The organism is Pseudomonas sp. NPDC086112 (assembly GCF_044746425.1).
Classification (GTDB): domain Bacteria; phylum Pseudomonadota; class Gammaproteobacteria; order Pseudomonadales; family Pseudomonadaceae; genus Aquipseudomonas.
On the sequence record NZ_JBIVCD010000023.1, the window covers coordinates 76,973 to 91,685 of the forward strand.

At 60.6% G+C, this 14,713-nt stretch carries 10 protein-coding genes; 8 read left to right on the forward strand and 2 right to left on the reverse strand.

Annotation, left to right across the window (positions count from 1 at the left end):
- Nucleotides 1–32: 32 nt before the first annotated feature.
- The 6 genes from ACIPLA_RS17295 to ACIPLA_RS17320 all read left to right on the forward strand — a co-directional run bounded on the left by ACIPLA_RS17295 (nucleotide 33) and on the right by ACIPLA_RS17320 (nucleotide 10,587).
- Entirely contained in the window at nucleotides 33–1,760 is a 1,728-nt protein-coding gene (locus ACIPLA_RS17295; protein WP_401174460.1) for an autotransporter assembly complex family protein, read from the forward strand.
- Nucleotides 1,757–5,431: a translocation/assembly module TamB domain-containing protein gene (locus ACIPLA_RS17300; RefSeq protein ID WP_401174463.1), complete on the forward strand. Its 3,675-nt coding sequence runs from the start codon at nucleotides 1,757–1,759 to the stop codon at nucleotides 5,429–5,431. Before ACIPLA_RS17295 ends, ACIPLA_RS17300 begins: the two co-directional genes overlap by 4 nt.
- Before the next feature lie 253 nt (nucleotides 5,432–5,684).
- Nucleotides 5,685–6,164, forward strand: coding sequence for a MarR family winged helix-turn-helix transcriptional regulator (locus tag ACIPLA_RS17305; RefSeq protein ID WP_401174466.1), 480 nt, complete (start codon nucleotides 5,685–5,687; stop codon nucleotides 6,162–6,164).
- Entirely contained in the window at nucleotides 6,154–7,623 is a 1,470-nt protein-coding gene (locus ACIPLA_RS17310) for an efflux transporter outer membrane subunit (RefSeq protein ID WP_401174469.1), read from the forward strand. Before ACIPLA_RS17305 ends, ACIPLA_RS17310 begins: the two co-directional genes overlap by 11 nt.
- Nucleotides 7,624–7,638: 15 nt before the next feature.
- On the forward strand, nucleotides 7,639–8,841 hold the full coding sequence (locus ACIPLA_RS17315; protein WP_192342614.1) for an HlyD family efflux transporter periplasmic adaptor subunit: 1,203 nt from the start codon (nucleotides 7,639–7,641) through the stop codon (nucleotides 8,839–8,841).
- A gap of 216 nt (nucleotides 8,842–9,057) precedes the next feature.
- The gene (locus ACIPLA_RS17320; protein WP_218394420.1) at nucleotides 9,058–10,587 is read left to right on the forward strand and encodes a DHA2 family efflux MFS transporter permease subunit; all 1,530 of its coding nucleotides are present in this window, start codon (nucleotides 9,058–9,060) and stop codon (nucleotides 10,585–10,587) included.
- Between the two features lie 107 nt (nucleotides 10,588–10,694).
- On the opposite strand, the gene lpxH is transcribed toward ACIPLA_RS17320, so the two are convergent.
- Both lpxH and ACIPLA_RS17330 read right to left on the reverse strand, forming a co-directional pair.
- On the reverse strand, nucleotides 10,695–11,438 hold the full coding sequence (gene lpxH, locus ACIPLA_RS17325; protein ID WP_401174474.1) for a UDP-2,3-diacylglucosamine diphosphatase: 744 nt from the start codon (nucleotides 11,436–11,438) through the stop codon (nucleotides 10,695–10,697).
- Nucleotides 11,435–11,938, reverse strand: a complete 504-nt coding sequence (locus ACIPLA_RS17330) for a peptidylprolyl isomerase (protein ID WP_401174477.1) — start codon at nucleotides 11,936–11,938, stop codon at nucleotides 11,435–11,437. Before ACIPLA_RS17330 ends, lpxH begins: the two co-directional genes overlap by 4 nt.
- Before the next feature lie 265 nt (nucleotides 11,939–12,203).
- On the opposite strand from ACIPLA_RS17330, the gene ACIPLA_RS17335 reads away from it, so the two are divergent.
- Nucleotides 12,204–13,901: a glutamine--tRNA ligase/YqeY domain fusion protein gene (locus ACIPLA_RS17335; RefSeq protein ID WP_401174479.1), complete on the forward strand. Its 1,698-nt coding sequence runs from the start codon at nucleotides 12,204–12,206 to the stop codon at nucleotides 13,899–13,901.
- A gap of 18 nt (nucleotides 13,902–13,919) precedes the next feature.
- The coding region (cysS, locus tag ACIPLA_RS17340) for a cysteine--tRNA ligase (RefSeq protein WP_401174482.1) at nucleotides 13,920–14,713 on the forward strand (794 nt) is incomplete at its 3' end.

Consider the following 14,713-nt stretch of genomic DNA (forward strand, 5'->3'; position numbering starts at 1 on the left):
CAGGCTCCCAAGCTCGTGATAGCATCCGCGCTATGAAGTTTCCCGGAAGATTTACCAGTGGCGTGTTGATGCTGATCTCCAGCTGCGCGGCGCTGGCGCAAAGTGAATTGGATGTGCGGATCAAACCGTCCAACGATGAACTGAAGGCCAATATAGAAGGCTATATCGGTAGCCTCGGCGATCGCGATGAAGAAGCCTTGCTGCGCTTCAGTCGCGGCGCCGAAGAACAGGCGCGCAAGGCCGCCCAGGCCTTGGGTTATTACCAGCCGCAAATCGACAGCGACGTGAAGGGCGGCAAGACGCCGCGCCTGGTGCTGAACATCGACCCCGGTGAGCCGATCCATTTGCGCAACGTCACGGTGCGCATCGACGGCCCGGCGGCCTCCTTCAAGTCCTTTCGAGTACCGAAAAGCGATCTACTCAAACCCGGCGCGGTGCTGAACCATGGCCGTTACGAAGACGCCAAGCGGCTGATCCAGAACCAGGCCTCACGCTACGGCTTTTTCAGTGGGCGCTTCACCCGCCAGAAACTCTTGGTGGACCCGCGCGCCGGCGTCGCCGACATCGAATTGATCTACGACAGCGGCCCACGCTATGCGCTGGGCAAGGTCAGTTTTGAAGGCGACACGCCGTTCGACGAAGACCTGCTGCAACGCATGGTGCCGTTCAAGGCCGGTACGCCTTACGACTCCGAACTGATCGCCGAACTCAATCAGGCGCTGCAATCGAGCGGTTATTTCGAGGGCGTGCGCGTCGACGCGGCGCCGACCGCGTCCAAGGATGACGTGATCCCGGTGGCGGTCAAACTGGAAACCCGCAAGCCACGGACCATGGGCCTCGGTCTGGGCTTTTCCACCGACGTCGGTCCACGGGTCAAAGCCAACTGGACGCGGCATTGGGTCAATCCTCAAGGGCATAGTTACGGCTGGGAGGCCGAGATTTCGGCGCCACGGCAGAACGTCGGGCTGTTTTACGACGTTCCGCTGGACCCACCATTGACCGACAAACTGCGTTTTGCCGGTGGTTATCAATATGAAGAAATCGCTGGCACCGATACCCTCAGCAAACTGCTGACCCTCGGCCCCGAATGGCACAGCAAGTTGCCCAGCGGCTGGCAGCGGGTGGTATCACTCAAATGGCAGCGTGAGGAATACCAACTCGGTGACGATTCGGGGCTCAGCACCTTGCTGATGCCCGGCGTGAGCTATTCGTACCTGAAAAGTGACAACCGCATCGATCCGCACAACGGTTATCGCCTGCAATTCGAAACCAAAGTCGCCAAGGAAGGGTTGGGTTCGGACACCAACTTGCTCTACGGCACGGCGCTGGTTAAAGGCCTGACCACGGTCTTCGACAAACACCGCTTGCTCGGTCGGGTGCAGGTCGGCGGCAGCGCCACCAACGGCTACAAATCCGTTCCGCCGTCCTTGCGCTTCTTCGCCGGTGGCGATCAGAGCGTGCGCGGTTACGACTACCAGAGCCTGTCTCCGGAAAACTCCGATGGCGACCGTATCGGTGGCCGCTACATGGTGGCCGGCAGCGTCGAGTATCAATACTCGGTCGCCGAAAAATGGCGGGTCGCTACCTTCATCGACCAGGGCAACTCCTTCAATACACTCGAACTGCCGAACCTCAAAACCGGGGTCGGTATTGGTGTGCGCTGGGTTTCGCCGGTGGGGCCGATTCGCCTTGACCTGGCCCACGCGATGGACGACGACGGCGGCATTCGATTGCACTTTTCCATGGGGCCTGAGCTGTGAAGCGTGGTTTGAAAATAACGCTGCTGGCGATCCCGGCGCTGCTGATGCTGATCGTGCTGACACTGGTCACCGTGCTGGGTACTCCGACGGGCAGTCGCTGGGCGCTCGGGTTTGTGCCGGGTTTGACCGTGGAGAATTTCCAGGGCCGTTTGGGGGGGCAGTGGAGCGCCGATCATCTGGAGTGGCAGCAGGACAGCAGCCGGGTCGAGCTGGACAAAGCGATTTTCGCCTGGTCGCCGCTGTGCCTGATGCGCATGACGTTGTGCATCGAGCAATTGCAGGCCGAGCAGGTCAGCCTGCAATTCCCGCCGGGCGTGGAAGAGGAAAGCAGCGGGCCGATCAGTCTGCCGGACTTGAAATTGCCGCTGGCCATCGAATTGGGCGACGTCAAAATCGGCCGCCTGCTGTTCAACGGCAGTGAAGAACTCAAGGGGCTGCAACTGGCGGCGCACTGGACCGAGAAGGGTTTGCAGATCGACTCGGTGCATTTGCAGCGTGATGAACTGAGCCTGAACCTGTCTGGTCTGTTGCAACCGAGCGGTAACTGGCCGCTGACTGCTGAAGGCAAACTGACCTTGCCAGCGCCGGGTACCGAACCATGGGCACTGGCCTTGAAGGTCGACGGCGATCTGCTGAAAACCCTGAACCTGAAAGCCGACAGCAGCGGCTACCTGAACGGCCAACTCACTGGCGAGCTGCAACCGCTGGCGGAAAACTTGCCGGCCAAAGTGCGCATCACCGCTGACGGCTTCAAGGCCAGCGCCGATCTACCGGACACCCTGCAACTCAATCAACTGGAACTCACCGGCGACGGCGACCTGAAAAACGGCTACCAGTTGCTCGGCAAAGCCACGTTACCCGCAGAGCAAGGCCCGGTTGCGCTGTTGCTGCAAGGCAAGGTCGACGCCAAGGGCGCGCAAATCGCCGGCCTTGACCTGACGGCCAACGACAAACAGAGCCTCAAGCTCACCGGGCAAGTGGACTGGAGCAAAGGCCTGAGTGCTGAAGCGAAAATCGACTGGCTGGATTTCCCGTGGCACCGTCTCTATCCGCTGATCGACGAGCCGCAAGTGGCGCTGCGCAGCTTCAACGGTGAGGTCTCCTACACCGACGGCAACTACATCGGTAACTTCAAAGCCGCACTGGATGGCCCGGCCGGAGCGTTCAGTCTGAACAGCCCGTTCAGCGGCGATCTGACCAAAATCCACCTGCCGCAATTCAAACTCGAAGCCGGGCAGGGCAAGGCCGAAGGGCACCTGAATCTGCAGTTCGCCGACGGTATCGCCTGGGATACGGCGCTGGACCTCTCGGCAATCAACCCGGCGTACTGGCTCGCGGAATTGCCGGGCACCTTGGCTGGGCCATTGCGCAGCAAAGGCGAGATGAAAAATGAACAACTCAGCCTGACCGCCGACCTGGACCTGAAAGGCAAGCTGCGCGGGCAACCGGCGGTGTTGCAAGCCAAGGCCGATGGCGACGGCGAGCAGTGGAACCTCAATACCTTGCAGATTCGCCTCGGCGACAACAGCATCAACGGCAAAGGCAGCCTGCAACAGAAGCTCACCGGCCAGCTCGACATCAAGCTGCCGCGTCTGGCCCAGCTCTGGCCGCAACTGCGCGGTCAGCTCAATGGTCGGGTCGATGTCGCCGGCACGCTCAAAGCGCCACAAGGCAAGCTCGGTCTGCAAGGCACGCAACTGGCCTTCGAAGACAATCGCCTGCAAAGCCTCAATCTGGACGCCACCCTCGACAGCGCCCAGCGGGCGAAAATCGACCTCAAGGGCAGCGGCATTCAGACCGGCGACACGTCACTGGGCACATTGACCGCCAGCGGTCAGGGCGACATCAAAAATCAGAAACTCGCCCTCGACTTGCAAGGACCGAAGCTGAAACTGGCGCTCGGTCTCGACGGCACGCTGGATAAGGGCAATTGGCGTGGGCGTCTGGCCAGTGGGCTTATTCAGGCCGGTGGTCAGGACTGGAAGCTGCAAAATCCGGCGAAGCTTGAGCGACTGGCGGACGGCAAAATCAACTTCGGCGCCCATTGCTGGATGTCCGGCCCGGCCAGCCTGTGCGGCGAAGACCAGCGCTTGATGCCCGAGCCGAAGCTGCGTTATCACCTCAAACAGTTCCCCATCGACAGCCTCGCGCAATGGTTGCCGAAGGATTTCGCCTGGCAGGGCAAGCTCAACGCCGACCTGCAACTGGACTTGCCGGCCAGCGGCCCGAACGGTCTGGTCAGCATCGACGCCAGTGGCGGCACCTTGCGTATGCGTGAGAAGGAGCAATGGCTGGACTTCCCGTACCAGACCCTGAAACTCACCAGCAAACTCACGCCAAAACGCATCGACACCGACCTCAACTTTGTCGGCGGCAAGCTCGGTGAGCTGATGGTTCAGGCGCAAATCAACCCGCTGCCGAAGAACAAACCGCTGACCGGTTCATTCCGCCTCAGTGGCCTGGACTTGTCGGTGGCGCGGCCGTTTGTGCCGATGGTCGAGAAACTCACCGGGCATTTGAGCGGCAGCGGCACATTGTCCGGCGGACTGCTGGCGCCGTTGGTCAATGGCAACCTTGAGCTGCGCGACGGTGAAATCTCCGGGCCTGAACTGCCGATGGCGCTCGAAGCCTTGCAACTTCAAGCCGTGATTGCCGGCGAAACCGTGCAACTGAACGGCGGCTGGAAAAGCGGCAAGACCGGGCACGGCAGCCTCAATGGCAACATCGCTTGGGGCCAGGCGCTGGTGGTGGATCTGGCGCTCAAGGGCTCGCAGTTGCCGGTCACCGTAGAACCCTACGCCGCGCTGGAAGTCGCGCCGGACCTGAAGATCTCCATGAAGGACGACAGACTGGCAATCGTCGGCAAAGTGCTGGTGCCAAAGGGCGAGATCATCGTGCGCGAGCTGCCGCCGTCCACGGTCAAGGTCTCCGATGACACGGTGATCGTCGGTCAGCAGACCGAAGAGGGCAAACCGCCGATGGCCATGGCGATGGACATCGATGTGGTGGTGGGGCAGGACAAACTCAGCTTTGCCGGGTTCGGCCTGACCGCCAACCTGCAAGGCCAGGTGCATATCGGCGACAACATGGACACCCGTGGCGAGCTGTGGCTCAACGACGGGCGTTATCGCGCTTACGGTCAGCGACTGACGGTGCGCCGGGCGCGCCTGTTGTTTGCCGGTCCCATCGATCAGCCGTATCTGGACATCGAAGCGATTCGCCAGACCGACGATGTCATTGCCGGCATTCGCCTGAGTGGCAGCGCCGAGCAGCCGACCACGCAGATCTTTTCCGAACCGGCGATGAGTCAGGAGCAGGCATTGTCCTATCTGGTGCTGGGGCGTCCGCTGAGCACCACCGGTGAAGACAACAACATGCTCGCCCAGGCCGCCCTCGGGTTGGGCTTGATGGGCAGCTCCGGCGTGACCAGCGGCTTGGCCAAGGATCTGGGCATTCAGGACTTCCAGCTCGACACCCAAGGCAGCGGCACTAGCACCGCCGTGGTGGCCAGCGGCAACATCTCGGAAAAACTCAGCCTGCGTTATGGCGTCGGGGTGTTCGAACCGGCCAACACCATCGCCTTGCGCTACAAACTGAGCAAAAAGGTCTACCTCGAAGCCGCCAGCGGCGTGGCCAGTTCGCTGGACATCTTCTACAAGCGGGATTTCTAGGCCCGCCCCACTTCATAACCGAGTCGCTGCCTTCGCGAGCAAGCCCGCTCCCACATTCGACCGAGTCGCTACATAAGCATGCGATCAAATGTGGGATCGGGCTTGCTCGCGAAGGCGGCAGTGCGGTCACTACAAATCCCGTCGCCACTTATCAGTCAAATACAAAGCATCCTAACTATTGCGTTGACATTCTCTGCCTAGGCAGTAACATCTCGACATACATTCTCTGCCTAGGCAGCTAATCGGTGGTCAGATGAAACATTTCACCTCATACGATTTCCATAATTGCCATCTCGGCCTTTTGCTCGGGCGCGCTGCGCTGCTCAAGGACCGGATCATCGACACACACATGGAACCCCACGGCATCACCGCCGCGCAGTTCAAAGTGCTGATCATCATGGCCCAGTTCGGCGTCGATACCCCGGCCGAGCTGTGCCGTCACCTGTCGCTGGACAGCGGTTCGATGACCCGCATGCTCGATCGTCTGGAACAAAAAGGTTTCCTCGCCCGCCAACGCTCTGAGGCAGACCGGCGTCAGGTTCAGTTGGTGCTGACCGAACAGGGCCAGCGGCTGACCGATCAGTTGCCGCAGATCGGCGCCGACGCCATGAATGAACTGGCCGGCGCCATCACCCCGGAAGAATTGAAAACCCTGGAACAGATCCTGAAGAAAATTCTGGTAGCCGCGGGTGACTCGATCACCCTGCTGCGGGTAGGTGGCCATGAACAGTAAAAGCCTGCGCAGCGGATTGAGCCTGGTGCTGTTGGCCATGAGCCTCGCCGGTTGTGCCAGTTACAGCGGCCTGACCACCGAAGGCGTCAGCCTCGATGCGAAAAATCTAAAGGCCGGGCAATCCCTCAACGGCGTGACGCTGTCGCCCGCGGCGTGGCCGAAAAGCGACTGGTGGAAAAGCCTCGGCGATCCGCAACTCGACGGTCTGATCCGCGAAGCCTTGCACGACAGCCCCGACATGCAAATCGCCGACGCCCGCGCCCATCAGGCCAGCGCCGCTGCCTATGCCGTCGGCGCCGCGCGGATGCCGACCCTCGATGCCAGCGCCGGCGTCAGCCGTTCGCGTCTGGCCCGCGATCAGGACCCGAGCGGGCAGGGCGGCACCTATTCCACCGTGCGTAATCTCGGTGCGAGTTTCAATTACAACTTCGACCTTTGGGGCGGTCAGCGCGACGCCTGGGAAGCCGCATTGGGCCAGGCCCGTGCCGCCGAAGTCGATCAGCAGGCCGCGCAGCTGACCTTGTCCGCCGATGTCGCCCGCGCCTACAGCGATCTGGGGCAGGCGCACATCATCCATGACCTGGCCAGCGAAGACCTCAAGCGCACCCAACAAATGCTCGACCTCAGCCAGCGTCGCCTGAGCTCGGGGATCGACAGCCAGTACCAGTTCCAGCAGACCGAAAGCCTGGAAGCCAGCGCCGAAGCCAGCCTGATCGACGCCGAGAAACGCCTGCAAAGCGCGAAAATCGCCTTGGCGGTGCTGCTGGGCAAAGGCCCGGATCGCGGCAATGAAATCGTCCGACCGAAAGTTCTCCAGGCCAGCGCCGTGGCGTTGCCGTCGGTGCTGCCGGCGGAGTTGCTCGGTCGTCGCCCGGACCTGGTGGCGGCACGCTGGCGGGTTGAAGCCGCGAGCAAAAACATCGCGGCGGGCAAGACTCAGTTTTACCCCAACCTCAACCTGAGCGCGGCGGCCGGTGTCGAATCATTGCTGGGCGATGCGATGTTCGGTTCCGCCAGTCGCTTCTTCAATGTCGCGCCGACGATCTCGGTGCCGATTTTCGACGGTGGCCGTTTGCGGGCCGACCTCGATTCCCGCGACGCCGATTACGACCTCGCGGTGGCGCAGTACAACAAAAGTCTGGTGAAAGCCCTGGGCGATGTCAGCGACACCATCAACCAGTTGCGCGATATCGGCCGGCAAATCGGCGCCCAGCAGCACGCCACCGACATTGCCCAGGATTCTTACAACACCGTGGTCCAACGCTACGGTTCCGGTATCGGTAATTACCTGGATGTGCTCAGCATCGAGCAGCAATTGCTCCAGGCCCAGCGTCAACTGGCCAACCTGAATGCCGAGCAGATCGACCTGTCGATTCAACTGATGCAAGCGCTGGGCGGCGGCTTCCAGGGCGAAACCCTGACCGCAGCCAACGCAACCCCAGCCACGCAGCACAACTAATTCAAGGTACCCGTCATGGCCACTGTCGATACATCCCAAGCCCCTGACAACGCTCAAGACACGAGCAATCCACGCAAGCGCAAAGTGATGCTGTTTGCACTGACCATCGTGGTGATCCTCGCCGGGCTCGGCGTGTGGGGTTATCAAGAATTTTACGGTCGCTGGAACGAAAGCACCGACGACGCCTATGTGAACGGCAACGTGGTGGAAATCACCCCGCTGGTCACTGGCACCGTGGTCAGCATCGGTGCCGACGATGGCGACCTGGTCCACGAAGGCCAGGTGCTGGTCAACTTTGACCCGAACGACGCCGAAGTCGGTCTGCAAAGTGCCCAAGCCAATCTGGCTCGCACCGTGCGCCAGGTGCGCGGTTTGTACAGCAATGTCGACGGCATGAAAGCCCAGGTCAATGCGCAGCAGGCCGAAGTGCAGAAAGCCCAGGACAACTTCAATCGGCGGAAAAACCTTGCCGCCGGCGGGGCGATTTCCCAGGAAGAACTGTCCCACGCCCGTGATGACCTGACCTCGGCGCAGAACGCCCTGGCCAACGCCAAACAACAGCTCATGACCACCAGCGCGCTGGTTGATGACACCGTGGTGTCGTCGCATCCAGACGTGATGTCCGCCGCCGCGCAATTGCGTCAGGCGTACCTGAACAATGCCCGCAGCACCTTGATCGCGCCGGTCACCGGTTACGTGGCCAAACGCAGTGTGCAACTGGGCCAGCGGGTCCAGCCGGGCACCGCGCTGATGGCGGTGATTCCGCTGGATCAGCTGTGGATCGACGCCAACTTCAAGGAAACCCAGCTGCGTGACATGCGCATCGGTCAGCCGGTGGACATCGAGGCCGACCTCTACGGCAGCGACGTCAAATACAGCGGCACCATCGACAGCCTCGGCGCCGGGACTGGCAGCGCGTTTGCCTTGCTGCCGGCACAGAACGCCACCGGTAACTGGATCAAGATCGTCCAGCGGGTACCGGTGCGGATTCACATCAATGCCGAAGAGCTGGCCAGGCACCCATTGCGGGTCGGCCTGTCGACTCAAGTCGATGTGAATCTGCGTGACCAGAGTGGTCCGGTGCTGGCGCAACAGTCGCCGCAAAAGGCTTCGTTCAGCACCGGCATCTACGACCGTCAGTTGGCCGAGGCCGACGCGATGATCACCCAGTTAATCCATGACAACAGCGCCGCGGTCAGTAAAACCGCGCACCGCTGATTGGTCATCACGCCGCCCCTGTGGGAGTGAGCCTTTGTGGCGAGGGAGCTTGCTCCCGCTGGGTCGCGAAGCGACCCCAAAAGCTCTGCGACTGCTTCGCAGCCGAGCGGGAGCAAGTTCCCTCGCCACAAAGGCTCGCTCCCACAAGGTCAGCTGCGTCTGTAACGGGCGCAGCGCCAGCCCCGCTCCAAAAAATTCAGCTCCAAAGGATTTGCGATGAGCAATAACGCGTCTTTCACGCCGCCCAGCCTGCTGCTCAGTACCATCGGCCTGTCGCTGGCGACCTTCATGCAGGTGCTCGACACCACCATCGCCAACGTGGCTTTGCCAACGATTTCCGGCAACCTGGGCGTGAGTTCGGAGCAGGGCACCTGGGTCATCACCTCGTTTGCCGTGAGCAACGCCATCGCGCTGCCACTGACCGGTTGGCTCAGCCGGCGTTTCGGTGAGGTGAAGCTGTTTCTCTGGGCGACGATGCTGTTCGTGCTGGCCTCGTTTCTCTGTGGCATCTCGACCTCGATGCCAGAGCTGATCGGCTTTCGGGTGCTTCAAGGCCTGGTGGCAGGTCCCTTGTACCCGATGACCCAGACGCTGCTGATTGCAGTTTATCCACCCGCCAGGCGAGGCATGGCCCTGGCGTTGCTGGCAATGGTCACGGTGGTGGCACCGATTGCAGGGCCGATCCTCGGCGGCTGGATTACTGACAGCTACAGCTGGCCGTGGATTTTCTTTATCAACGTACCGATCGGGGTTTTCGCGGTGATGGTCGTGCGCCAGCAACTCAAGGCGCGTCCTGTGATGACCAGTTACCAGCCGATGGATTACGTGGGTTTGATCACCTTGATCATCGGTGTCGGCGCGTTGCAGGTGATCCTCGACAAGGGCAATGATCTGGACTGGTTCGAATCGAACTTCATCATCGTCGGCGCGGCTATTTCAGTGATTGCCCTGGCGGTGTTCGTGATCTGGGAAATGACCGACAAACACCCGGTGGTCAACCTGCGGCTGTTCGCTTACCGCAACTTCCGTATCGGCACCATTGTGCTGGTGGGCGGTTATGCCGGGTTCTTCGGCATCAACCTGATCCTGCCACAATGGCTGCAAACCCAGATGGGCTACACCGCCACCTGGGCCGGATTGGCGGTGGCGCCGATCGGTATTTTGCCGGTGCTGCTGTCGCCGTTTGTCGGCAAGTACGCGCACAAGTTCGACCTCCGACTATTGGCTGGTGGCGCGTTCCTCTGCATCGGTTTGAGTTGCTTCATGCGCGCCGGGTTTACCAACGAAGTGGACTTCCAGCACATCGCGCTGGTGCAATTGTTCATGGGCATTGGCGTGGCGCTGTTCTTCATGCCGACCCTGAGCATTTTGATGTCGGACTTGCCGCCGAGCCAGATTGCTGACGGCGCAGGACTTGCGACCTTCCTGCGGACCCTGGGCGGTAGTTTTGCGGCATCGTTGACCACCTGGATCTGGATTCGCCGGGCCGATCAACACCATGCATATTTGAGTGAAAGCATTACCACGTATGAGCCGGCGACCCGGGAGGCGTTGAACACGCTCGGCGGGGCGGGTAACCCGGCTTACGCGCAACTGGATCATGTGCTGACCAGCCAGGCGTACATGCTCTCCACCGTGGATTACTTCACGTTGCTGGGGTGGGCGTTCATGGGGTTGATTCTGCTGGTGTGGCTGGCGAAACCGCCGTTTGCGGCAAAGGCGGGGCCGGCCTCGGCGGGGCATTGATCGAAACCTTGTAGGAGCGAGGCTTGCCCGCGAAGGCGTCATATCAGTCAACATTGATGTTGAATGTGGCGACGCCTTCGCGGGCAAGCCTCGCTCCTACAGGGGTTTCATTCTGCAGTCAGGCGCGGGTTACCAAAATCAAATGGCGCCAACGCAAACCCTTGCTCATCCACCTGCAACGCCCAGCCCTGACGGTCCCAATCCCCCAACACAATGCGTTTGGCCGCCTGCTCGCCAATCTGCAACTTGTGGATGGCCGGGCGATGGGTATGCCCGTGGATCAAGGTTCTCACGCCATATTGCTGCATGACCCGCGGCACTTCCTCAGGTGTGACATCAACAATGTCATTGGCCTTCATCCGCACCTGCGCACGGCTTTCACTGCGCAGCTTGTGCGCCAGTTTATGGCGCGTGCGCAAGGGCAGGTGCCGCAGGATAAACAGGGTGATCGGGTTGCGCAGGTAACGTCGCAGCTTCATATAGCCGACGTCGCGGGTGCAGAGGCTGTCGCCATGCATCAACAGCACCGGCTCGCCGTAAAACTGCACGACACTCGGGTCTTTCAACAACGTGCAGCCGGCCTGTTTGCAGAAGGCCTGGCCAAGCATGAAGTCGCGATTGCCGTGCATCAGAAAAATGGCCGTGCCGCTGTCGCTGAGGTCGCGCAGGGCCTGGCAGATGGAACGCTGGAACGGCGTCATGGCATCGTCGCCAATCCACGCCTCGAAAAAGTCGCCCAGAATGTACAACGCACTCGCTGAGCGGGCACGTCTAGCGAGCAAATCCAGAAACGCCCGGGTAATGTCCGGGCGCTCCTCTTCCAGATGCAAGTCTGAAATCAGCAGTATCACTCAATGATCTCGGCTTTCTCGATGATCACGTCTTCTGCGGGTACGTCCTGGTGGCCGGCTTTGGAAGTCGTGGCCACGCCTTTGATCTTGTCGACCACGTCGGTGCCTCCGACTACTTTGGCGAATACAGCGTAGCCCCAACCCTGAACGGTCTTGGCGCTGTGGTTCAGGAAGCTGTTGTCAGCCACGTTGATGAAGAACTGGGCGGAAGCCGAATGCGGCTCCATGGTGCGGGCCATGGCCACGCTGTACTTCACGTTCGGCAGGCCGTTGTCGGCTTCGTTCTGGATGCTTGGGCGCTTGTCTTTCTTTTCTTTCATGCCTGGCTCGAAACCGCCGCCCTGGATCATGAAGTTGCCGATGACACGGTGGAAAACAGTGTTTTCGTAGTGACCGGCTTTAACGTACTCGATGAAGTTGGCCACGGTGATCGGGGCTTTCTCAGCATTCAGCTCCAGGACGATGTCGCCGAAGTTGGTGGACAGTTTGACTTGGGTCATGATCGGTACTCTTTTTTCTATGAATTCGTGGGTTTCAGGGAGTTCAGGCCCTCAACCGGTCCGGCCAGTGTCGGCCAAGGCAGGCAGTTTAGCGTGCCGGGCGCGAATTTCGAGGCTGTTTTTCATTGCCAGCCGATTAAATGCAGCCGATTGCCGGCCTGCTCTGTCAGCCACTTGACAGCATCGGCTATGATAAGCCCCTTTGATTTATAACAGCCGCTTTGATTTGGCCAACTGGCCGCGCACTTGTACGTTCAAGGATCCTATGAGCAAGCCCACTGTCGACCCTACCTCGAATTCCAAGACCGGCCCTGCCGTGCCGGTCAATTTCCTGCGCCCGATCATCCAGGCGGACCTGGACTCGGGTAAGCACACGCAGATCGTCACCCGTTTCCCGCCTGAGCCCAACGGCTACCTGCACATCGGTCACGCCAAGTCGATCTGTGTGAACTTCGGTCTGGCTCAGGAATTCGGCGGCGTCACGCACCTGCGTTTCGACGACACCAACCCGGCCAAGGAAGACCAGGAATACATCGACGCGATCGAAAGCGACGTCAAATGGCTGGGCTTCGAATGGTCCGGTGAAGTGCGCTATGCCTCGCAGTATTTCGACCAGTTGCACGACTGGGCGGTAGAGCTGATCAAGGCCGGCAAGGCTTACGTCGACGACCTGACCCCCGAGCAAGCCAAGGAATACCGTGGCAGCCTGACCGAGCCGGGCAAGAACAGCCCGTTCCGTGACCGCTCGGTTGAAGAAAACCTCGACCTGTTCGCCCGTATGAAGGCCGGCGAATTCAAGGACGGCGCACGCGTGCTGCGGGCCAAGATCGACATGGCCTCGCCGAACATGAACCTGCGCGACCCGATCATGTATCGCATCCGTCACGCGCATCACCACCAGACCGGTGACAAGTGGTGCATCTACCCGAACTACGACTTCACCCACGGTCAGTCGGACGCCCTCGAAGGCATCACCCACTCGATCTGCACCCTGGAGTTCGAAAGCCATCGTCCGCTGTACGAGTGGTTCCTCGAGAACCTGCCAGTACCGGCGAAACCGCGTCAGTACGAGTTCAGCCGCCTGAACCTGAACTACACCATCACCAGCAAGCGCAAGCTCAAGCAGCTCGTGGACGAGAAACACGTCAATGGTTGGGACGATCCGCGCATGTCCACGCTGTCGGGTTTCCGTCGCCGTGGCTACACGCCGAAATCGATCCGCAACTTCTGCGAAATGATCGGCACCAACCGCTCCGACGGCGTCGTCGACTTTGGCATGCTTGAATTCAGCATCCGTGACGACCTTGACCACAGCGCCCCACGCGCCATGTGCGTGTTGCGTCCGCTGAAAGTCGTGATCACCAACTACCCGGAAGGCCAGGTCGAAAACCTCGAATTGGCGTGCCACCCGAAAGAAGACATGGGCGTGCGCGTTCTGCCGTTCGCCCGTGAGCTCTACATCGACCGTGAAGACTTCATGGAAGAGCCGCCGAAGGGCTACAAGCGCCTGGAGCCAAACGGCGAAGTGCGTCTGCGCGGCAGCTACGTGATCCGTGCCGACGAAGCGATAAAGGACGCCGATGGCAACATCGTCGAACTGCGTTGCTCCTACGATCCGGAAACGCTCGGCAAGAACCCTGAAGGTCGCAAGGTCAAAGGCGTGGTGCACTGGGTGCCGGCTGCGGCCAGCGTCGAGTGCGAAGTGCGTCTGTATGATCGCCTGTTCCGTTCGGCCAACCCTGAGAAGGCCGAAGACAGCGCCAGTTTCCTGGACAACATCAACCCTGACTCGCTGCAAGTTCTCACTGGTTGTCGTGCCGAGCCTTCGCTGGGCAATGCACAGCCGGAAGACCGTTTCCAGTTCGAGCGCGAAGGTTACTTCGTCGCGGATATCAAGGACTCGAAACCGGGCGCTCCGGTGTTCAACCGTACCGTGACCTTGCGTGATTCGTGGGGCCAGTGATTCAAGGAACAACATAAAGTGCTAACGATCTACAACACGCTCACCAAGAGCAAAGAAGTCTTCAAGCCGCTGGATGGCAACAAGGTGCGCATGTACGTCTGCGGGATGACCGTGTACGACTACTGCCACCTGGGCCATGGCCGCAGCATGGTCGCGTTCGACCTGGTGACCCGCTGGTTGCGGTTCAGCGGTTACGACCTGACCTACGTGCGCAACATCACCGACATCGACGACAAGATCATCAATCGGGCCAACGAGAACGGCGAGTCGTTCGAAGCTTTGACCGAACGCATGATCGCGGCGATGCACGAAGATGAAGCGCGCCTGAATATCAAGAAGCCGGACATGGAACCGCGTGCCACTGACCATATCCCGGGCATGCACGCGATGATCCAGACCTTGATCGACAAGGGCTACGCCTACGCACCGGGCAATGGCGACGTGTACTACCGCGTCGCCAAGTTCATGGGCTATGGCAAGCTGTCGCGCAAGAAGATCGAAGACCTGCGCATCGGCGCACGGATCGAAGTCGACGAGTCCAAGCAGGACCCGCTGGACTTCGTGCTGTGGAAAGCCGCCAAGCCGGGCGAGCCGAGTTGGGAATCGCCATGGGGCGCCGGGCGTCCGGGCTGGCACATCGAGTGCTCGGTGATGTCGACCTGCTGCCTGGGTGAAACCTTCGACATTCATGGCGGCGGCAGCGACCTCGAGTTCCCGCACCATGAAAACGAAATCGCCCAGAGCGAAGCGGCCACCGGCAAGACCTACGACAACGCGTGGATGCATTGCGGCATGATTCGCATCAATGGCGA